The organism is Streptomyces sp. NPDC041968 (assembly GCF_055589025.1).
In genome coordinates this window covers 24,915-47,045 of record NZ_JBVJCB010000021.1, presented here as the reverse complement: position 1 = coordinate 47,045, position 22,131 = coordinate 24,915, and the positions used below count along the sequence as shown (strand labels likewise).

The window sequence follows — 22,131 nt, the reverse complement described above, 5'->3', positions numbered from 1 at the left end:
TGAGGCGGGTGCGGTGGAGGGGTTGCTGGCGCACTGCGAGGTGGAGGGGATCAGGGCGCGGCGGGTTCCGGTGGACTACGCGTCGCACTGTGCGCAGGTGGAGGGGATCCGTGAGCGGCTGCTGGAGGATCTGGGCCCGGTCGCTCCGGTGTCCTCCGCGGTGCCGTTCTATTCGACGGTGACCGGTGTGCGGGTGGACACGGCTGGGCTGGATGCGGAGTACTGGTACGGCAATCTGCGCAGCACCGTGCGGTTCGAGGAGGTCACGCGTGCCCTGCTGACCGAAGGACGCACCCTGTTCCTGGAGATCAGCCCGCACCCCGGCCTCAGCCTGGGCATCGGCGAGAGCGTCGAGGCCCTCGGGCTGCGCGCCTCCGTACTGTGCACCCTGCGCCGAGGCGAGGGCGGGGTCCGGCGCTGGCTCACCGCGGTCTCCGAGGCCCACGTGCACGGCGTACGCGTCGACTGGGCCGCGGTGTACGCCGGCCACGGCGGCACCCGCGTCGAACTGCCCACCTACGCCTTCCAGCGTCGCCGCTACTGGCTGGACACCGTCGAACTCGAAGCGCCCGCCGCGGACCGCCCGCAGGACTGGTTCTGGTCCGCCGTCGAGCAGGAGGACCTGCCCGCCCTCCAGCGCATGCTCGACGTGAGTGGCCGGACCCCGCTCGAAGAGGCGCTGACCGCTCTCTCCGCATGGCACCGGCGAGACCGCGAACGCAGCCGGACCGAAAGCTGGCGCTACCGGACCGCCTGGACACCCGCCGCGCTCCCCGCCGGGCGGCTCGACGGCCGCTGGGTCGTGGCCGTACCGCCGGACCACCCCGCACACCCGCTGGTCACCGCCGTCTCCGCGGCCCTGGCGGAGGCCGGCGCCGCCCCCGAACCCCTGCCCGTCTCCCCCCACGACGAGCGCGGCGCCCTCGCCGAGCGGCTGCGTGGCGCGAGCGGCGTGCTGTCGCTGCTCTTCCTCACCGAGGGCCCCGTCCCCGAACACCCCGCCACCCCGGCCGCCTTCGCCGCCGCCCTCACCCTGCTGCACGCCGTGCACGACACGGGTGAACCGCTCCGCCTGTGGTGCGCCACCTCCGGCGCCGTCGCCGCCGCGCCGGGGGACACGGTCACTCACCCGGACCACGCTCTGGTATGGGGGCTCGGCCGGGTCGCCGCCCACGAGTACACCCAGTGGGGCGGCCTCGTCGACCTGCCCGCCGAACCCGAACCGCGCGCCCTCGCCCGGCTCGCCACCGTCCTCGCCGGCACCGACGAGGACCAGGCGGCGATACGCGCCACCGGGATCTTCGTACCCCGTCTGCGCCGCGCCGAGCCCGCCCCGCCCCGCCAGGTGTGGCAGCCGTCCGGCACCGTGCTCGTCACCGGCGGCACCGGTGGCATCGGCGCACACGTCGCCCGGTGGCTCGCGGCCTCCGGCGCGGAGCACCTGCTGCTGCTCAGCCGGCGCGGTCCCGAGGCCCCCGGCGCGACGGAACTCGTCGCCGAGCTGCGGGAGTCGGGCACCGACGTCACCGTGGCCGCGGTGGACGCGGCCGACCACGACGCGCTGGCCGCCGTCCTCGCGGACCTGCCCGCCGCCCAACCGCTGACCGCCGTCTTCCACGCCGCCGGGATCGTCGACTCGAGCATCCTGGACTCGCTCACCCCGGACCGCGTCGAGACGGTGCTGCGGGCCAAGGTCGCCGGCGCCCTCACCCTGCACCGGGCCACCGCGCACCTGGATCTGTCGGCCTTCGTCCTCTTCTCGTCGCTCGCCGGCGTCTTCGGTTCGGCCGGCGAGGGCAACTACGCCCCCGGCAACGCCTTCCTGGACGCCTTCGCGCAGTACCGGCGTTCCCAGGGCCTGGTCGCGACCTCGGTCGCCTGGGGCTCGTGGGCGGGCGCCGGTATGGCGGAGGGCGACTTCGGCGACGTCCTGGAGCGCCACGGCATCCACCGGATGGAGCCCGAGCACGCCCTGGCGGCGCTGCGTACCGCGCTGGAGGGCGACGAGACCACGCTCGCCCTCGCCGACATCCGCTGGGAGGTCTTCTCCTGGTTCTTCACCGCCACACACCCCAGCCGCCTGCTCGACGAACTCCCGGACGTGCGCAAGCTCCGGCAGACCGCACAGCAGGACCCTGCCCGGGGCAGCGCCACCGACCAGGAGAGCCTCTCGCCGGCCCAGCGGCTGGCGGGGGCCTCGGAGGCGGAGCGCAACCGGTTCCTGCTCGACCTGGTCCGGGACCAGGTGGCGCTGGTACTCGGCTACGAGTCGGGGTCGGAGGTGGAGCCGGGCCGGGCGCTCGGTGAACTCGGCCTCACCTCGGCGGGCGCCGTCGAGCTGCGCAACCGCCTCACCTTCACCACCGGACTGCGCATCTCCGCGACGGTCGTCTTCGACCACCCCAGCCCGCTGGCCCTCGCCCGCTTCCTGGCCACCGAGATCACCGGCGGGAGCGAGGACGGTGTCGCCGAGGCCGCCGCCGCGGCGGTGTCCGGGCGCGACGGCACCCCCGTCGTGGACGACCCGATCGTCATCGTCGGCATGGCCTGCCGCTTCCCCGGCGGCGTCCGCTCCCCGGAAGACCTGTGGAGGCTGGTCGAGTCCGGCACCGACGCGATGGGGCCCTTCCCGGCCGATCGCGGCTGGGACCTCGACGCGCTCGGCGGCGACTACCCGCGGACGGGCGGTTTCCTCCCCGACGCGACCGACTTCGACGCCGAGCTGTTCGGCATCTCGCCGCGCGAGGCGCTGGCCATGGACCCGCAGCAGCGACTGCTCCTCGAAGCCTCCTGGGAGGCGCTGGAGCACGCGGGCATCCACCCCCGGTCGCTGGCCGGTTCACGCACGGCGGTGTACGCCGGCACCGGCGGCCAGGACTACCTGGCCGTGCTGGCGGGCGACCCCGTGGCCGGCGAAGGCTACCTGGTCACCGGCGGTTCCCCCAGCGTCCTGTCCGGACGGGTCGCCTACGCCTTCGGGCTGGAGGGCCCGGCGGTCACCGTGGACACCGCCTGCTCGTCGTCCCTGGTCGCTCTGCACCTGGCCTGCCAGTCGCTGCGGCACCAGGAGAGCGACCTCGCCCTGGTCGGCGGAGTCAACGTGATCTCCCTGCCGTCCGTCTTCGCCGAGTTCAGCAAGCAGCGCGGCCAGGCCGCCGACGGCCGCTGCAAGGCCTTCGCCGCCTCCGCGGACGGCGCCGGATGGGGAGAGGGCGTCGGCGTACTGCTGGTCGAGCGGCTCTCGGACGCCCGCCGGCGCGGACACGAGGTGCTGGCCGTGGTCCGGGGCAGCGCCGTCAACTCCGACGGCGCCTCGAACGGCCTGACGGCGCCGAACGGGCCCGCGCAGCAGCGGGTGATCCGCGCGGCGCTGGCCTCCGCCGGACTGGAGGCGACCGACGTCGATCTGGTGGAGGCGCACGGTACGGGTACACGGCTCGGTGATCCGATCGAGGCGGAGGCACTGCTGGCGACGTACGGCAGGGACCGCTCGGAACCCCTCTACCTGGGGTCCGTGAAGTCCAACATCGGGCACACCCAGGCCGCCGCCGGCGTCGTGGGCGTGATCAAGGCCGTCATGGCGTTGCGGCACGGGGTCCTGCCGGCGACGCTGCACGTGGACGAGCCGACCCCGGAGGTGGACTGGTCGTCCGGCACGGTGGAACTGCTCACCGAGAACCGCACCTGGCCGGAGGCGGGCCGTCCGCGCCGGGCCGGGGTCTCCTCGTTCGGGATCAGCGGCACCAACGCCCACACCATCCTGGAAGAGGCGCCGGAAACGCGCCGGGGACCCGTCGACGGGCGCGGCGAACGTCCCGACCTCCCGTTGCCCGTCGCGCTGTCCGGCGCCACGCCGGACGCACTCGCCCGGCAAGCCGCCCTGCTCGCCGGGCTGGACGCGGACACCGCCGACGTGGCGCACTCCCTGGCCACCACGCGGGCCGAACTGGCGCACCGCGCCGTGGTCCTCGGCTCCCACACGTCCGCCCTGACGGCCCTCGCCACGGGCGAGCACACCCAGGACGCGGTGAGGGACAAGGTCGTGCACGGCGGCCTGGCGCTGCTGTTCTCGGGTCAGGGTTCGCAGCGGTTGGGGATGGGCCGGGAGCTGTACGAGGCGTTCCCGGTGTTCGCGGATGCCTTCGACGCGGTGTGTGCGCGGGTGGATCTCGAACGTCCGTTGCGTGAGGTGGTGTTCGGCGAGGACGCGGGGCTGCTGGAGCGGACGGTCTACGCGCAGGCGGGGCTGTTCGCGCTGGAAGTGGCGTTGTTCCGGTTGCTGGAGTCGTGGGGTGTGACCCCGGATGTGCTGGTGGGGCACTCGATCGGCGAGTTGGCCGCCGCGCAGGTGGCCGGGGTGTTGTCGCTGGACGATGCCTGCGTGTTGGTGTCGGCGCGGGGGCGGTTGATGGACGCGTTGCCGGGCGGTGGGGCGATGCTGGCCGTGGAGGTGGCGGAGTCCGAGTTGCCGTTGCCGGACGGGGTGGACTTGGCGGCGGTCAACGGGCCGACGTCGGTGACGGTGTCCGGTGAGGTGGCAGCGATCGCGGAACTGGAGGAGCGACTCCGGGCGCGGGAGATCCGCGTCAAGCGCCTCGCGGTCTCGCACGCGTTCCACTCCCGCCTGATGGAGCCGATGCTGGCCGACTTCGCGGCCGTGGCGCGGTCGTTGACCTACCAGGCCCCGCAGATCCCGGTCCTCACCACCGCCCCCGGTGACCTGGCCACCCCCGAGTACTGGGTGGGCCAGGTGCGCGAGCCGGTCCGCTTCGCCGACGCGCTCGGCCGGCTCACCGGGGTGCGGACGGCGCTGGAGCTGGGCCCCGCCGGGGTGCTCTCCGCCCTGGTGCAGGAGCAGGACGACACCCTGGTCCCCGTTCCCGCGCTGCGCCCGGACCGTCCCGAGGCCGCCACCCTCGTCCGCGCCGTCGCCCGCCTGTACACCCGGGGCGTCCCCGTGGACTGGTCCAGCTACCTCGCCCCCTTCGAGGGCGCCCGCATCGCGCTGCCCACCTACCCCTTCGCCCGTCAGCGGTACTGGCCCGAACCGGTGGCCGCCCCCCGCCCCGTCGCCGGGGAGAACCCGGCCGAGCGCGACTTCTGGGCGGCCGTGGACTCGACCGACGCCGATGCCGTCGCCGGTGCGCTCTGCCTGGACGACGAGCAGCGCGACGGCCTCGGCGCCGTCCTGCCCGCGCTCGCCGCCTGGCGGGAGCAGAGCCGCCACAAGGCCACCACCGACGCCTGGCGCTACCGCGTCGGCTGGAGCCCGGTCACCGACCGCCAGGCACGGCTGACCGGCACCTGGCTCCTGGTCACTGGGGGCGAGGTGCCCGGCGGGCTCGTCGACGGCCTGCGTGGCGCGGGTGCCGACCTCGTCGAGCTGACGGAACCCGGCACCGACCGTGCGGAGTGCGCGGAGGCGCTGGCCCGTGTGGCCTCGGCCGCCGCCGAGCGCGGCCGTCCCGTCGCCGGGCTGCTCGCCCGCGTGGACACCGCCGCCGACCTGCTGCGGCTCGTCCAGGCCCAGGGCGACGCCGGACTCGCCGCACCACTGTGGTGCCTCACCTCCGGCGCGGTCGCGGTCGCACCCGGTGACGTGTGCGACCCGTCAGCCGCCCAGCTGTGGGGCCTCGGCCGCGTCGCCGCACTCGAACACCCCGACCGCTGGGGCGGCCTGGTCGACGTACCGGCCCACCTCGACCGGCGAGCGGCCGACCGGCTGGTCCAGCTGCTGGCCGGAGAGTCGGGCGAGGACCAGGCGGCCGTCCGGCCGACGGGCCTGCACGCCCGCCGTCTGCGGCGCGCCCCCACCGGCGCGCCCGGGCAGCCGCGGCCCGCCGAGTGGCACGCCGACGGTCCGGTCCTGCTCACCGGGGGCACCGGTGCGCTCGGCGCCAAGGTCGCCCGGCTGCTGGCCGAGCGCGGCGCCACCCGCGTGGTCGTGGCGAGCCGGCGCGGCCCCGCCGCACCCGGCGCGTCCGACCTCGTCGCGGACCTCGCGGAGCGTGGCTGCGACGCCGTCGTCGTCCCCTGCGACCTGAGTGACCGCGGCGCGGTGGCCGAGTTGCTGGAGCGCCACCCCGTGACCGCGGTCGTCCACGCCGCGGGGATCGTCGACGACGGTGTGCTCGACGCGCTGACCCCGGAGCGGCTCGCCGCCGTACTCGACGCCAAGGCCCACTCCGCCGACGCACTGGACGAGCTCACCGGCGAACTGACCGACTTCGTCGTCTTCTCCTCGGTCGCGGGCGTCATCGGCAGCGCCGGACAGGGCCCCTACGCGGCCGCCAACGCGCACCTCGACGCCCTGGTGGAACGCCGCCGCGCCCGGGGTCTGCCCGGCACCGCCCTCGCCTGGGGCGCCTGGGCCGGGGCCGGCATGGCCGCCGACCCGGCCGCCGCCGCCCGCCTGGCGCGCGGCGGACTGCCCGGCATGGAGGAGAGCCGGGCCCTGGAGGCCCTGGCCACCGCCCTCACCGAGAGGGACGGCGCGCTGGTCGTCGCCGACATCGACTGGGAACGCTTCGTGCCGGGCTTCACCGCGGTACGGCGGAGCAGGCTGTTCGCCGAACTCCCCGAGGCCGTCCCGGTCGTCCGCGGAGTCCAGGCCACCGTCCCGGTCACCCCCACCGCGCCGGGCGCGGACGCCGCCGAGCAGGCCCGCCACGTGGAACACCTCGTCCTGGAGGCCGTCGCGGGCGTCCTCGGTCACGGTTCGCCGGCCGACGTCGACCGCGAACGCGCCTTCCACGACATGGGCTTCGACTCCCTCACCGCCCTGGAGCTGCGCAACCTCCTGGCGGCCCGGACCGGACTCACCCTGCACGCCGGCCTCGTCTTCGACTTCCCGACCCCCGGAGCCCTCGCCGAACACCTGCTCACCTCGCTGTCCGGCGGAGCGGCCGCCTCCGACACCCCCCGGGCCGGGGACGAGGGCCGGGCGGCCGCCGACGAACCCATCGCCATCATCGGCATGTCCTGCCGCTTCCCCGGCGGAGTCGACTCGCCCGAGGCGCTGTGGCGCCTGGTGCGGGACGGCGTCGACGCGATGGGTGACTTCCCCGCCGACCGGGGCTGGGACCTCGACACCCTGCTCGGCCACGACGGCCCCTCGCACACCCGCTCGGGCGGCTTCCTCGACGACATCGCCGCCTTCGACGCGGGCCTGTTCGGCATCTCCCCGCACGAGGCGCTCGCCATGGACCCGCAGCAGCGGATGCTGCTGGAGAGCGCCTGGGAGGCGTTCGAACGCGCGGGCATCGACCCCACCTCCGTGCGCCGGAGCGACACCGGAGTGTTCGCGGGCACCAACGGCCAGGACTACCTGGCGCTGCTGCTCGGCTCCGCGGCCGCCACCGAGGGCCACCTGGGCACCGGCAACTCCGCCAGCGTCCTCTCCGGCCGGATCTCGTACACCTTCGGTCTGCGCGGACCCGCCCTCAGCGTGGACACCGCCTGCTCCTCGTCCCTGGTCGCGCTCCACCTCGCCGCCCGGTCCCTGCGGGCGGGGGAGTGCTCGATGGCCCTGGCCGGCGGCGTCACCGCGATGCCGCTGCCCGGCACCTTCATCGAGTTCAGCACCCAGGGCGCGCTCTCCCCCGACGGCCGCTGCAAGGCCTTCTCCGCCGACGCCGACGGCACCGGCTGGGGAGAAGGCGTCGGTCTGCTCCTGCTGGAGCGGCTCTCGGACGCGGAACGCAACGGACACCGCGTGCTGGCGGTGGTGCGGGGCAGCGCGGTCAACCAGGACGGCGCCTCCAACGGTCTGACCGCGCCGAACGGCCCGTCGCAGGAACGGGTGATCCGGGCGGCGCTGGCCGACGCACGGCTGACCGCCGCCGAGGTGGACGCCGTGGAGGCGCACGGTACGGGCACGAAGCTGGGCGATCCGATCGAGGCGCAGGCGCTGCTGGCGACGTACGGGCAGGGGCGCGAAGAGCCCCTGTACCTGGGGTCGGTGAAGTCGAACATCGGGCACACGCAGGCGGCCGCCGGTGTCGCGGGCGTCATCAAGATGGTGGAGGCGCTGCGGCACGGCATGCTGCCCGCCACTCTGCACGCGCGGGAGCCCTCCGCACAGGTGGACTGGTCGGCGGGGGCCGTGGAACTGCTGACCGAGGCGCGGCGGTGGCCGGAGACGGACCGGCCGCGCCGGGCGGGTGTGTCCTCGTTCGGGATGAGCGGCACCAACGCGCACGTGATCCTGGAGAGCGCGCCACAGGCCCACGACGCGACCGGCGCCGTGGCCGAGGAGAATCCGTCGGCCGCCGGCGCGGTGGTGCCGTGGCTGCTGTCGGCGCGGAGCGGGGAAGCGCTGCGCGCGCAGGCGGAGCGGATGCTGACCGCCGGTGAAACCGATCCCGCGGACGTGGCCTGGTCGTTGGCCACCGGGCGCGCGGTGCTGGATCAGCGTGCCGTGCTGCTGGGCCCCGACCACGCGACCCAGCTGCGGGCACTGGTGGCCGCCGAGGAGACGGCCGGAGTGGTGCGCGGCGGCGCGGTCCGGGGCGGCACGGTGTTCGTGTTCCCGGGACAGGGATCCCAGTGGGCGGGCATGGCGGCCGGACTGCTCGACGCGGAGCCGGTGTTCGCCGCGCGGATGGAGCAGTGCCGGCGGGCGCTGGAGCCCTTCACCGACTTCTGCCTGCTGGAAGTGGTCAGGGGCGAGGGGGCCGCCCTGGAGCGGGTCGAGGTCGTGCAACCGGTGCTGTGGGCGGTGATGGTGTCGCTGGCCGAGCTGTGGGCTTCGGCGGGTGTCGCCCCGTCCGCGGTGGTGGGGCATTCGCAAGGAGAGATCGCGGCCGCGGTGGTGGCGGGAGCGCTGTCGGTGGACGACGGGGCGCGGGTGGTGGCGCTGCGGGCGCGTGCCATCGCCGACGAGCTGGCCGGGTTCGGCGGGATGGTGTCGCTGGCCGTCTCGCGCGAGGTGGCACAGGAGTTGACCGACCGCTGGGAGGGACTCTCGGTCGCGGCGGTCAACGGCCCCGGTTCGACGGTCGTCTCGGGGAACGTGGCGGGGCTGGAGGCACTGGTCGCCCACTGCGCCGCCGCCGGGATCCGCGCCCGCCGCCTGCCGGTGGACTACGCGTCGCACTCCGCGCACGTCGAGCGGCTGAGGACCCGTCTCCTGGCCGACCTCCGCGACGTGGACCCGGCGCCCTCCTCCGTGCCCTTCTACTCGGCACTCACCGGCGGACGGATCGACACGTCCACGCTGGGCGCCGAGTACTGGTACGACAACCTGCGCGCCACCGTCCGCTTCGAGGACGCCACCCGCGCCCTGCTGGACGACGGGAACCGGCTGCTGATCGAGGTCAGCCCCCACCCCGTGCTCACCGTGGGCCTGCGGGAGACCCTGGACGACACGGACCTCCCCGGCGCCGTCCTGAGCACCCTGCGACGCGGCGAGGGCGGCCGCGAACGCTGGCTCACCGCGCTCGCCGAGGCCCACGTACGCGGAGTCGGGATCGACTGGCAGCGCCTCCTCCCCGAGGGACGGCCGGTCGATCTGCCCACCTACGCCTTCGACCGCGACCGCTACTGGCCCGACCCCGTCGAGCACTCCGCCGGCGGGCCGGCCGGCTCGCCTCCCGGAGGAACGGACCAGGCGGAGCAGGCGTTCTGGAACGACGTCGAACGCGGCGACACCACCGCTGTCGCCAGGACCCTTGGCCTCGACGCACCGGGCCTCGACCAGGTGCTGCCCGCCCTCGCCTCCTGGCGGCGGGCCCGCCGCCAGGAGGCGTCCGTGGACTCCCGGCGCTACGAGGTGACCTGGCGCCCTCTGGTCGGCCTGCCGACCACCACGCCGACAGGACGATGGCTGCTCGCCCTCCCGCCGGCCGGCGCCGAGGCGGAGACGGAGACCGTACGCACCGCCCTGGCCCACGCCGAGGTCACCGAGGTCCGCGTCCCCGCCGACACCGAACGGAGCGAACTGGCGCGGACACTGAGCCAGTTGTTCGCACCGGGCGACTTCACGGGGGTCGTCTCCCTGCTGGCGCTCGCCGACCGGCCGCTCCCCGGGGACGAGGTCCTCGCCCCCGGAACCGGCGACACCGTCACCCTGCTTCAGGCGCTGGGCGACACCGGGATCGGCGCACCCCTGTGGTGCCTCACCCGCGGCGCGGTCGCCGTGGGCCGCTTCGACACGGCGGCCGACCGCGACCGGGCCATGCTGTGGGGCCTGGGCCGGGTGGCCGCGCTGGAGCACCCCGAGCGCTGGGGCGGACTCATCGACCTGTGCGAGACCGCGGACGCCCGCTCCGCCGCCCGGCTCGGCACACTCCTGGCGGGTGCCGCCGAGGACGAGGATCAGCTGGCGGTACGACCCTCCGGGGTGTTCTCCCGCCGGGTACGGCGTGCCGCGCCGGAACCCGTCACGGCCCCGTGGACCCCCGGCGGCCCGGTCCTGGTCACCGGCGGGACCGGGGCGCTCGGCCGCGAGGTCGCCCGCTGGCTCGCCCGACGCGGCGTCACCGAGCTGCTCCTCGTCAGCCGGAGGGGACCGGAGGCCCCCGGTACCGGCGAACTGGTCGCCGAACTGGCCGGGATCGGAGCCACCGCGGTCGTCGCCGCCTGCGACGTCAGCGACCGGGCGGCCCTCGCCGCCCTGCTGGAACGCCACCCGGTCACCGGCGTCGTCCACACCGCGGGCATCTCGACCACCGCGCCCCTGGCCACCACCTCACCGGCCGAGATCGCCGACGACGTCCGCGCCAAGGTGCTCGGCGCGGTCCACCTGGACGCCCTGCTGGGCGACCGGGCCGACCTCTTCGTGCTGTTCTCCTCGATCGCCGGTGTCTGGGGCGGGGGAGGGCAGGCCGCGTACGCCGCCGCCAACGCCCACCTCGACGCGCTCGCCGAACACCGCAGGGCCCACGGTCGGGCGGCCACCGCCGTCGCGTGGGGAGCCTGGGACGGCAGCGGCATGGTCGCCGACCGGGACGCCGGCGACTACCTGCGGGAGCGGGGCATCACCCCCATGCCGCCACAGCTGTGCCTGGCCGCCCTGGCCTCCGCCGTCGACTCCGGCCGCGCCACCGGCGTGTTCGCCGACGTCGACTGGGACCGCTTCGTCCCCACGTTCACCGCCCGCCGTCCCAGCCCCCTGGTGAGCGACCTGCCGGAGGCGACCACCGGCCGGGCCGACGCGTCCGGGGCCACGGCCGGGGCCGACGACAGCGCGGAGGGCCGCGCGCTGCGTACGAGGCTCGAGGCGGCCGGCGCCGCCGACCGCCACCGCCTCCTGCTCGACCTGGTGCGCACCGTGGTCGCCACCGTGCTCGGCCACCCCGGCCCCCGGGCCGTCGACCCCGACCGCGTCTTCACCGAACTCGGCATCGACTCGCTCACCGCGCTCCGGGTCCGCGACGGCCTGGCCGGGGCCACCGGTCTCCGGCTCCCGGCCACCCTGGTCTTCGACCACCCCACCGCCCGCGTGGCCGCCACCGAACTGCTCTCCCTGCTGGGCGCCGCGGAGCCGGCCCCCACGCAGGCGCCCGCACGCCCCGCCGAGCGGGCCGAGGCGGACGACCCGGTCGTCATCGTCTCCATGAGCTGCCGCTACCCGGGCGGCGCCGACTCCCCGGAGAACCTCTGGGAGGTGGTCGCGGCCGGGACCGACGCCATGTCGCCGTTCCCCGTGGACCGCGGCTGGGACCTGCCCGACGCGGGCGACTTCACCGCCGAGGGCGGATTCCTGCACGACGCCGCGGAGTTCGACGCCGACCTGTTCGGCATCTCACCCCGCGAGGCCGTCGCCATGGACCCGCACCAGCGGCTGCTCCTGGAGAGCGCCTGGGAACTGCTGGAGCGCGGGGGCATCGCGCCGACCGCCGTTCGGGGCACCCGCACCGGCGTCTTCGTCGGCGCCTCCGCCGGCGGCTACGCCATGGCCGGCGTCCTGCCGGAGGGCTCCGAGAGCCACGCCATGACCGGCGCCTCGGGCAGTGTGCTGTCCGGCCGCGTCTCCTACACCTTCGGCCTGGAGGGCCCCGCGGTCACCGTGGACACGGCCTGCTCGTCGTCCCTGGTGGCCCTGCACCTGGCGGCGCAGTCGCTGCGCAACGGCGAGTGCTCCATGGCGCTCGCGGGCGGCGTCACCGTGATGCACTCGCCGGTCGTGTTCGCCGAGTTCGGCCGCCAGGGCGGCCTCGCCTCCGACGGCCGCTGCCGTTCATTCGCCGCCTCCGCGGACGGCACCGGCTGGGGCGAGGGCGTGGGCCTGGTGCTGCTGGAGCGGCTCTCGGACGCGCGCCGCAACGGGCACCGGGTGCTCGGCGTGGTGCGGGGCAGCGCGGTCAACCAGGACGGTGCCTCCAACGGTCTGACGGCGCCGAACGGCCCCGCGCAGCAGCGGGTCATCCGCGCCGCGCTGGCCGCCGCCGGCCTGGAGGCCGCCGAGGTGGACGCGGTGGAGGCGCACGGTACCGGCACGAAGCTCGGCGACCCGATCGAGGCGCAGGCGCTGCTGGCCACCTACGGCCAGGACCGCGAGGTACCCCTCTACCTGGGGTCGGTGAAGTCCAACATCGGTCACACCCAGGCCGCTTCGGGCATCGCGGGCGTCATCAAGACCGTCGAGGCGATCCGCCGGGGCGTGCTGCCCAGGACACTGCACGTGGACGAGCCGACCCCGGAGGTCGACTGGTCGGCCGGCGCCGTCGAACTCCTCACCGACGACCGGCCCTGGCCGCAGACGGGCCGTGCCCGCAGAGCCGGCGTGTCCTCGTTCGGGATCAGCGGCACCAACGCCCACGTCCTCATCGAGGAGGCTCCGCCGGAGCCCGGGACGGCACCGTCGCCGGTCGGCGGACCGGACACCGCCGTCCCGCTCCTGCTCTGGCCGGTCTCCGGCCGGTCCGAGGCCGCACTGCGGGCCCAGGCCGACCGGCTGCGCTCGCACGTCGACCGCACCGGCGCCACGCTCGACCTGCGCGCCGCCGCCCATCACCTGGCCACCGCCAGGGCCGCCCTGGAACACCGCGCCGTCGTGCTGGCGCCGGACGCCGAAGGGCTCCGTCGCGGACTCGCCGGGCTCGCCGGGGCGGCCGGCACCGCGGCCGGGACCGTCCGTGGCGAGGCCGGGCGCGGGGATCTCGCCTTCGTCTTCTCCGGCCAGGGCGCGCAGCGCGTCGGCATGGGCCGCGAACTGTACGAGACGTACCCGGTGTTCGCCGACGCCTTCGACGCGGTCTGCGCCCACCTCGACCCGCATCTGGACCGCCCGCTGCGCGAGGTCGTCCTGCACGACGCCGACGCGCTGGGCCGCACCGTCTGGACCCAGCTCGGCCTCTTCGCCTTCGAGGTCGCGCTCTTCCGGCTGCTGGAGTCCTGGAGCGTGACCCCCGCTCGGCTGGCCGGGCACTCCGTGGGCGAGGTCGCCGCCGCGCACGCCGCCGGCGTCCTCTCGCTCGCCGACGCCTGCACCCTGGTGGCCGCCAGGGGACGGCTCATGGGGGCGCTGCCCGAGGGGGGCGCGATGATGTCCGTGCGGATGACCGAGGCCGAGGCGCTCGCCGCGCTGAGCGGGTACGGGGCCCGGGCGGCGGTCGCCGCCGTCAACAGCCGGGACGACGTCGTCCTCTCCGGCGACGCCGACGCCCTGGCGGAGCTGGCCGAGGAGGCCGGGCGGACCGGCCGCACCCTGCGTTTCCTGGACGTCTCGCACGCCTTCCACTCCCCGCGCGTGGACCCCGTGCTGGACGACTTCGCCGCCGTGGCCGCTTCCCTGGAGTACCACCCGGCCCGCATCCCGCTGGTCTCGACGGTCACGGGCCTCCCCGACGACGGCGCGATGTCCGCTCCGGAGTACTGGGTCCGCCAGATACGCGCCACCGTTCGCTTCTCCGACGCCGTCGGCACCCTGCTGGACCAGGGCGTGACCCGCTTCGCCGAGATCGGACCCGGTGCCGCGCTCACCGTCCCGCTGGAGCGGAACCTGGAGCGCGCCCGCTCCCTCGACGACACCACCGACACCCTCTGCGTGGCGCTCCAGCGCTCCGGCGGGGAGGAACCCGCCGCGTTGCTCACCGCCGTCGCCCGGCTGCACACGGCCGGCGTCCCCGTCGGCTGGGACGCGCTCCTCGGACCCGTCACCGGGCCCCGCCCCGACCTGCCGACGTACGCCTTCCAGCGACGCCGCTACTGGCCCGAGCCGCACCCCACCGCGGCACCGCCCCCCGCGCGTACCGGCCGCTACCAGGTGGCCTGGCGCCCCCTGCTTGAACCGGAGCGGGTGGTGCCGCACGGCACCTGGCTCGCGGTGACCCCGGGGGACCGGAGCGCCACCGAGCTGCTCTCGCTGCTGCGCGAGCAGGGCATGCGCGTGACCGAGGTCCCCGGTGCCGGCGGCGACCGGGAGGCCCGTGCCGAGGCCCTGCGGCGCGCCTACGACGACGGGCCGGCGGTCACCGGAGTCCTCGGCCTGGTGGCGGAACCCGGTGACCTCCTCGCCCTCGCCCAGGCACTCGGCGACATCGCGGCGGACGCGCCCCTGTGGTGCCTGACCACGGGCGCCGTCGCCACCGGACCGGCCGACCCGCCCGCCGACCCCGCCCGCGCCGCCGTCTGGGGACTGGGCCGCACCCTGGATCTGGAGGCCCCGCACCGCTGGGGCGGCCTGGTGGACCTGCCCGCGCACCCCGACCCGCGGACCGCGGCGCGGCTGGCCGCGCTGCTCGCCGCCGGTGGTGCGGGCGAGGACCAGATCGCGCTGCGCGCCACTCCCATGGCCCGCCGGATCGTCACCGCCCCGCCGGCCGCCACCGCCCCCTGGCAGCCCTCGGGCACCGTGCTGGTCACCGGCGGAACCGGCCGCCGGGGCCGGGCGCTCGCCACGGCACTCGCCGCGAACGGAGTCGCACACCTGGTGCTGCTCGGTCGCCGGGGTGCCGAGGCGCCGGGCGCCCGCGCGTTCGCCGAGAGCCTGCCCGTCGCGGTCACCTTCGCCGCCGCGGACGTCACCGACCGGGCCGCCGTCACCGAGGTGCTGGCGGCGATCCCCGCCGACCGTCCCCTCACCGCCGTGGTCCACGCGGTCGGGGCGGGCCAGGACACCCCCTGGACGGAGCTGAGCCCCGGCGACCTGCGCGCGACGGCCGCGGCCGACGGCGCCCAGGTGCTGCACGACGTGACCCGCGCACTGGCCCCCGAACTGGAGGCCTTCGTCCTGGTCTCCTCGGTGACCGGCGTCTGGGGCGGCACCGGAGCAGCCGTACGGGCCGCCGCGTCAGCCCGGATGGACGCCCTCGCCGCGCACCGGCACTCCCTCGGTCTGCCCGCGACCTCCGTCTCCTGGGGGCCGTGGACGACGGGAGAGGAGAACGCGGCCGCGCGGCGACACGGTCTGCGCCCCCTGGACCCCGGCACCGTCTGGTCCTCCCTGAGCGAGGCCGTGGCAGGCCCGGCACCCTGCGCCGTCGTCGCCGACGTGGACTGGGGACACTTCCACCGCGCCTACACCCTGGCCCGGCACCGCCCGCTCCTCGACGAACTCCCCGAGGTCCGGGCCCTGTCCGCCGCCGTGCGCGACACGGCAACGGAACCGGGCACGGTCCACGGCCTCGCCGGTCCGGACCGGCCCGGGGCGGCGCTCGACCTCGTCCGCGGCACGGCCGCCACGGTGCTCGGGCACACCGACGCCGCATCCGTCGCCCCCGACCGGCAGTTCCTGGAACTCGGCGTCGACTCGCTCGCCGCGCTGGAGATCCGGGGCACCCTGGAGCGGGCGACGGGCCTGTCGCTGCCGGCCACCGTCGTCTTCGACCACCCCACACCCGCCGCCCTCGCCCGCCACCTCGCCGCCGCCACGGCCGCCGACGGCGGGGCCCAGGGCAGCACGGTGCCCGCCGTGACGCTCGGCATCTCGCCCACCGACCGGAACCCGGTCGGCCTGCTGGACTCCCTCTACCGGGAGGCCGTGAGCACCGGGCGCATCACGGAGTTCCTCGAACTGGTCGGCGAGACCGCGAAGTTCCGGCCGATGGCCGACGACGTGACCGAGGCGGGCGGACCGGCGCCGCTCACCACCCTGGCCGACGGCCCGGCATCCGAGCTGCTGGTCTGCGTCAGCGGACTGACGGCCGGGGGCGGTCCCCAGGAGTTCGTCCGACTGGCCGCGCCCCTGCGCGGCGCACGGCGCGTGGCCGCGGTACCCGTCCTCGGCTACGGCCGCGGCGAGTTGCTGCCCGCGACCCCCGACGTCGCCCTCGACTGGCAGGCCCACGGCATCCTCGCCCACGCCCAGGACACGCCGTTCGTACTCTTCGGGCACTCCGGTGGCGCGATCCTCGCCCACCGCCTCGCCGTGCGCCTCGCCGAACTCGGCGCACCTCCGGCCGGGCTGGTGCTGGCGGACGTCTACCGGCTGGACGACCCCCTGATGGCCGACTGGAGCGCCGAACTCTCCGAAGGGGTCTTCGACCGGGCGGAGCAGTTCGTGCCCATGGACGACAGCCGTCTTACTGCGATGACCTGGTACGGCAACCTGTTCTGGGAGAACCCGCGCCCCGACACCCGCGTTCCCACGCTCCTGCTGCGTGCCTCGGAGCCCCTGCGCGAGCCCGCCGACGGCCGCGACTGGCGCAGCTCGTGGAAGGCGGCCCGCGACATCGTCGACGTACCCGGCAACCACTTCACGATGATGGCCGAGCACGCCGGCACCACGGCCCGCGCCGTCCACCGGTGGATCGGGGAGCTGCCCCGATGACCGCGCCGGAGCCACCCCACCGGCACTCCGGCCGGCCTCGCCCCTGGGCCGGCGTCCGGGCCCAGCAGCCCGCCCGGGTGCCCGGACAGCTCACATCCCACACCTGAGGAAGGCCCCCATGGTCACAGACCAGAGCCCCGAGGCGCCCCTGAAGACGGTGCGCGGCTGCCGTCTCGTCACGCTCCCGGACAACACCGACCCGCGAGGCTCCCTCACCGTGATCGAGCGGGGACAGCACGTCGACTTCCCCGTGGAGCGGGTCTTCTTCGTGCACGGAGTACCGCCGCAGGCGGTCAGGGGGCTGCACGTGCACCGGGAACTGCACGAGCTGATCGTGGCCGCCGCCGGATCCTTCGAGGTCGTCGTCGACGACGGCTTCTCGCGCGCCACGGTGCGCCTGGACCGTCCGGACCAGGCGCTCCACGTGGAACCCGGCGTGTGGACCGAGTTCGCCGGCTTCTCGCCCGACGCGCTCTGCCTGGTGCTCGCCTCGGCCCCGTACGAACTGGACGACTACCTCTACGACTACGACGAGTTCGTGCGGACCGCACGCCTTCCCCGTGCCGGAGCCGTCGCCGGCCTGGTGGGGACGGACGGGCCGGGCGACCGGCACCTGGACACACAGACGACCGAACGACCCCTGGGAGCAGACGCGTGACGACCGACCGGCACCAGACCATCTACGAACGCGGCGAGATGTACGAGGCCTTCTACCGGGGCAGGGGCAAGGACTACACGGGCGAGGCCGACCTGGTGACGTCCCTGGTACGGGAACGGCTGCCGGAGGCCGACTCGCTACTGGACGTCGGCTGCGGCTCGGGCGACCACCTCGCGCGCTTCGCCGCCTCCTTCGGCCACGTCGAGGGCCTCGACCTGTCCGAGGACATGGTGCAGCTGGCCCGGAAGAACACCGGGGCCCCCGTCCACCGGGGCGACATGCGCGACTTCACCCTCGACCGCACCTTCGGCGCGGTGGTCAGCCTGTTCAGCGGGGTGGCGTACTGCGCCGACCCCGACGAACTCACCGCCACCCTCCGTAGCTTCGCCCGCCACCTCGTGCCGGGCGGCGTCATCGTCATCGAACCCTTCTGGCTCCCGGAGGACTTCCTGGAGGGCTACGTGGGCACCGACACGGTCGAGTCGGGCGGGCGTACCTACGTCCGCGTGTCCCACTCCGTCCGCGACGGCGGGGTCAGCCACATGGAGGTGCACTACCTGGTGGCGTCCGCGGAGGACGGTGTCACCCACTTCTCCGACGTGCACCGCACCACGCTGTTCACCCGTGAGGAGTACGAGAGCGCCTTCGTCCGCGCGGGGTGCGAGGTCGAGTACGTGAAACGCCCGCTCGCACCGCGTGGCCTGTTCGTCGGGACCGCCCCCGCGGCCTGACCGGCGGCCAAGCCCCCGAGGAACCCCGAGGCGACGTCAGGGTCGTAGGGGTCGTCCCGTAGGGGGCGTAAGGGGGATCAACCGATCGGCTGATCCCCCTGACGAGCGTGATGGGCGATGTGCCGACCGGGCCCGGCCCGGCACGGTGGAGGCATGACACTCATCGAAGTGAGCGACCTGCGCAAGAGCTACGGCGGACGTCCCGTCGTGGACGGCGTCTCCCTCGCGGTGGAGGAGGGTGAGATCTTCGGGGTCCTCGGACCCAACGGCGCCGGCAAGACCACCACCGTCGAGTCCATCCTCGGACTGCGCGTTCCGGACAGCGGCACGATCCGCGTGTGCGGGCTGGACCCGGTCGCCGACCGTGAGAAGACGACCCTCATCGTGGGCGCGCAGCTGCAGGAGAGCGAGCTGCAGGGAAAGCTCACCGTCACCGAGGCACTCCAGCTCTACGCCGGCTGCTACCCCCGCCCCGCCGACTGGCGCACCCTGGCCGCGCGCCTCGGCCTGGAGGAGAAGCTCGACACCCGTTTCGCGCAGCTGTCCGGCGGCCAGAAGCAGCGGCTGGCCATCGCGCTCGCCCTGGTCGGCAGCCCCCGGGTCGTCATCCTGGACGAGCTGACGACCGGCCTGGACCCGGCGGCGCGCCGCGAGGTGTGGTCGCTGATCGAGGAGGTCCGGGCGAGCGGCGTCACCATCCTCCTCGTCACGCACTTCATGGAGGAGGCGCAGCGGCTGTGCGACCGGGTCGCGATCTTCGACCGGGGGCGGGTCGCCGCACTGGACACCCCCTCCGGCCTGGTGGCGCAGTCCGCGAGCGGCACCGTCATCTCCTTCACCCCCTCCCGCCCGCTGGACGAGGACGTCCTCGCGGCCCTGCCGGGCCTCGCCTCCGTCTCCCACCATGAAGGACGGATCACCCTCGCCGGAACCGACGAGACCGTGAACGCGGTGATCACCCTGCTCGCCCGCAACCGGGTCAGCGCCCACCAGCTGCGTGTCACCGACTCCACCCTCGACGACGCCTTCCTCAACCTGACGGGAGCCGACGCATGAGCGCCGCCACCGCACCCCCGGTACCCTCCACCACCGTCACACCCCGCCCCGGGCGGGCCGTGCTCCGCGCCGAACTGCTCCTGTTCTTCCGCGAGCCCGGCTCGGTCTTCTGGGTCATGGCCTTCCCCACGCTGCTGCTGGTGGTCCTCGGCTTCATCCCCTCCATGACGGAGCCCATGGACGAACTCGGCGGTCTCACCACCGTCGAGGCCTACGTGCCCGTCGCCGTGCTCCTCTCCATGATCATGGCCGGTCTGATGGCCATGCCCCCGGTGATCACCGGCTACCGCGAGCGCGGCATCCTGCGCCGGATGTCCACCACCCCGGTGCGCCCCACCGCCGTTCTCGGTGCCCAGGTGGGACTGCACGCCGTCGCCTCGCTGATCTCCGCCGTGCTCACCCTCGCGGTGGGGCGCGTCGTCTCCGACGTCGGCCTGCCGGGCGAGGTCCTGGGCTACGCGCTGACCCTGCTGCTGGCGGTGGTGTGCCTGATGGCGCTCGGCGCGCTGATCTCCGCGCTGTCCCCCACCGCGAAGATCGCCCAGGCGGTCAGCCTGACGGTGTTCTTCCCCGCGATGCTCGCGGCCGGCGTCTACATGCCCGTCCAGCAGATGCCCGACCTGATGGCCTCCATCGTGGAGGCGCTGCCCTTCGGCGCCGCCGCCCAGGCCCTCAACCAGGCCACCGCCGGCGACTGGCCGGACTGGATCCACCTCGGCGTGCTGGCCCTGTGGACGCTGGTGCTGTCCGCGTCCGCCACGCGCTGGTTCCGCTGGGAGTGACGAAGGTGTCACGCGCGCCGGGTGCCATGGCCGACACTGAGGGCGTGGCACCCGACGCGACCCTCCCCGTCCCCGAGCCGCAGGCCGCGCCCCCCGCGCAGCCCCGGCTGCTCCTGCGCTTGAGCCCCCCCGTCCTCCTCGGCGTCGGCCTGGTGCTCGCCGCGGCGACCTCGTCCCTGGTCGGCATGGACGGCACCGAGTGGACGGCGGCCGGGATACTCGCCGCCGCGGCGCTCGCCCTGCAACTGTGGTGGGACCGCGCGGCACGCGGCCGCCCCGGCCCCGGCCCGGCCGGCGCCCTGTACTACGCGCTGCGCTCCGTCCTGGCGTTCGGCCTGGCCTGGATCAACCCGTTCTGCGCCTTCTACGCCGCGGTCGGATGCTTCGACACCGAGCGCCTGGTGCCCCGCCGCTGGGTTCCCCTCGGCCTGCTGGCCACCGCCGCGACGATCGCCGGCGCGCAGATCGGGGGCCTGCCCCCCGACGACACGGCGAGCTGGGTGTTCTACGGCATGCTGGTCGCCGTCAACACGGGCATCTTCCTGACCGTCCAGCAGGACACGGAGAAGGAGGAGGACCGCGCCCGCGAACGGGTGGAGACCATCCGCGAGCTGGAGCACGCCAACATCGCGCTGGAGCGGGCCCTGGTGGAGAACGCCGCCCTGCACGACCAGCTGATGCTCCAGGCGAGGGAGGCAGGGATCGCCGACGAGCGCCGCCGGCTCGCCGCGGAGATCCACGACACCGTCGCCCAGGACCTGACCGGCGTCATCACCCAGCTCCAGGTCGTCACCGACACCCAGGAACAGGGCCCGGCCCGTGTCCACGCCGAACGCGCCCTGCACCTGGCCCGCCACAGCCTCGGCGAGGCACGCCGGGCCGTCGCCAACCTCGCGCCCGTCGCACTGGCCGAGGACGACCTGCCCGAGGCGCTGAAGAAGACCGTCGTCCGCTGGTCCGAACGCACTGGGGTACAGGCCGAGTTCGCCCTCACCGGCTCCGACGAACCGCTGCACGAGGAAGTACAGGGGACGCTGCTGCGCATCGCGGCGGAGGCCCTGTCCAACACGGCACGCCACGCCGAGGCCACCCGGGTCGGCGTGACCCTCTCGTACATGGGCGAGGAGGTCGTGCTCGACGTGCGCGACGACGGCCGGGGCTTCGACCCGTCCGCCCTGCCCGAGCGCGACACCGCGTCCGGGTTCGGTCTCAAGGGCATGCGGGCCCGCGCGGAGCGGTTGGCGGGGGAGCTGACCGTGGAGTCCGAGCCGGGCCTGGGCACCGCCGTGTCCGCACGCGTACCGTCGGTGCCCTATGGACGCTGAGAACAACGGGACGATCACCCTGCTGATCGCCGACGACCACCCGGTGGTGCGCGACGGCCTGCGCGGCATGCTGGAGCCCGCGGACGGCTTCACCGTGCTCGGAGAGGCGTCCGGCGGCACGGAGGCGGTGGAGATGACGCTGCGCATGGACCCGGACGTCGTCCTGATGGACCTGCGCATGCCGGCCGGCAGTGGCGTGGAGGCCATCGCCGAGCTGTCCCGGCGGGGCGCCCGGGCCCGCGTGCTGGTGCTCACCACCTACGACACCGACTCCGACACCCTTCCCGCGATCGAGGCCGGGGCGACGGGATACCTGTTGAAGGACGCGCTGCGCGACGAGCTGTTCGCGGCCATCCGGGCGGCGGCGGAGGGCCGCACCGTGCTGTCCCCGGCGGTCGCCTCACGCCTCGTCACGGCGGTGCGCGGCCCCGCCCGGCGGCCTGTCGACGACACGCTCTCCGCACGGGAACTGCAAGTGCTGGAGCACGTGGCGCGCGGCACGTCCAACAGGGAGATCGCCCGTGAGCTGTTCATCAGCGAGGCGACCGTCAAGACGCACCTGACCCACATCTACGACAAGCTGGACGCGAGGGACCGGGCCGCCGCGGTGGCGGTCGCCTACCGTCGCGGCCTCCTGGGCTGACCACGCCCCGCACCCCCCTGGGCCGGACCGCGCCGCCGCCCCCTAGTCACCTGGTCAGGGGCGGCGCCGCGCAGGCTAGGGGTTGGCCGCTCGTCGGGCCCCTGGCTAGCGTCGGAGTGCTTCAGCCGAGGAAGAGCGGCCGGACCACGGTGGGCGCGTAACCGTCTGCCCTGGCAGCCGGCCGGATTCGGGTCCGGCGATTTCGCGCCGTCAAGTGATTTC

General features: G+C 75.0%; 7 protein-coding genes. All 7 read left to right on the top strand.

What is annotated here, in order from left to right:
* Nucleotides 1-13: 13 nt before the first annotated feature.
* The 7 genes from ACZ6EG_RS33725 to ACZ6EG_RS33695 all read left to right on the top strand — a co-directional run bounded on the left by ACZ6EG_RS33725 (nucleotide 14) and on the right by ACZ6EG_RS33695 (nucleotide 21,909).
* Entirely contained in the window at nucleotides 14-16,714 is a 16,701-nt protein-coding gene (locus ACZ6EG_RS33725) for a type I polyketide synthase (protein ID WP_469610394.1), read from the top strand.
* A gap of 118 nt (nucleotides 16,715-16,832) precedes the next feature.
* The gene (locus ACZ6EG_RS33720) at nucleotides 16,833-17,372 is read left to right on the top strand and encodes a sugar 3,4-ketoisomerase (protein WP_366768824.1); all 540 of its coding nucleotides are present in this window, start codon (nucleotides 16,833-16,835) and stop codon (nucleotides 17,370-17,372) included.
* Complete coding sequence (locus tag ACZ6EG_RS33715; RefSeq protein WP_391972970.1) at nucleotides 17,369-18,103, top strand: class I SAM-dependent methyltransferase; 735 nt, start codon at nucleotides 17,369-17,371, stop codon at nucleotides 18,101-18,103. Before ACZ6EG_RS33720 ends, ACZ6EG_RS33715 begins: the two co-directional genes overlap by 4 nt.
* A gap of 153 nt (nucleotides 18,104-18,256) precedes the next feature.
* Entirely contained in the window at nucleotides 18,257-19,159 is a 903-nt protein-coding gene (locus ACZ6EG_RS33710; protein WP_391972969.1) for an ABC transporter ATP-binding protein, read from the top strand.
* A complete protein-coding gene (locus ACZ6EG_RS33705; protein WP_391972968.1) occupies nucleotides 19,156-19,941 on the top strand; it encodes an ABC transporter permease in 786 nt (261 codons plus the stop codon). Before ACZ6EG_RS33710 ends, ACZ6EG_RS33705 begins: the two co-directional genes overlap by 4 nt.
* Nucleotides 19,942-19,967: 26 nt before the next feature.
* The gene (locus tag ACZ6EG_RS33700) at nucleotides 19,968-21,266 is read left to right on the top strand and encodes a sensor histidine kinase (RefSeq protein ID WP_391972967.1); all 1,299 of its coding nucleotides are present in this window, start codon (nucleotides 19,968-19,970) and stop codon (nucleotides 21,264-21,266) included.
* Nucleotides 21,256-21,909, top strand: a complete 654-nt coding sequence (locus ACZ6EG_RS33695) for a response regulator transcription factor (protein ID WP_356612458.1) — start codon at nucleotides 21,256-21,258, stop codon at nucleotides 21,907-21,909. The genes ACZ6EG_RS33700 and ACZ6EG_RS33695 overlap by 11 nt, the downstream gene beginning before the upstream one ends.
* The last annotated feature ends 222 nt before the right edge of the window (nucleotides 21,910-22,131 follow it).

Excerpts from the sequence above, each read along its gene's own strand:
- ACZ6EG_RS33720 (WP_366768824.1), top strand. The coding sequence starts at position 16,833 with ATGGTCACAGACCAGAGCCCCGAGGCGCCCCTGAAGACGGTGCGCGGC.
- ACZ6EG_RS33710 (WP_391972969.1), top strand. The coding sequence starts at position 18,257 with ATGACACTCATCGAAGTGAGCGACCTGCGCAAGAGCTACGGCGGACGT.
- ACZ6EG_RS33705 (WP_391972968.1), top strand. The coding sequence starts at position 19,156 with ATGAGCGCCGCCACCGCACCCCCGGTACCCTCCACCACCGTCACACCC.
- ACZ6EG_RS33700 (WP_391972967.1), top strand. The coding sequence starts at position 19,968 with ATGGCCGACACTGAGGGCGTGGCACCCGACGCGACCCTCCCCGTCCCC.
- ACZ6EG_RS33695 (WP_356612458.1), top strand. The coding sequence starts at position 21,256 with ATGGACGCTGAGAACAACGGGACGATCACCCTGCTGATCGCCGACGAC.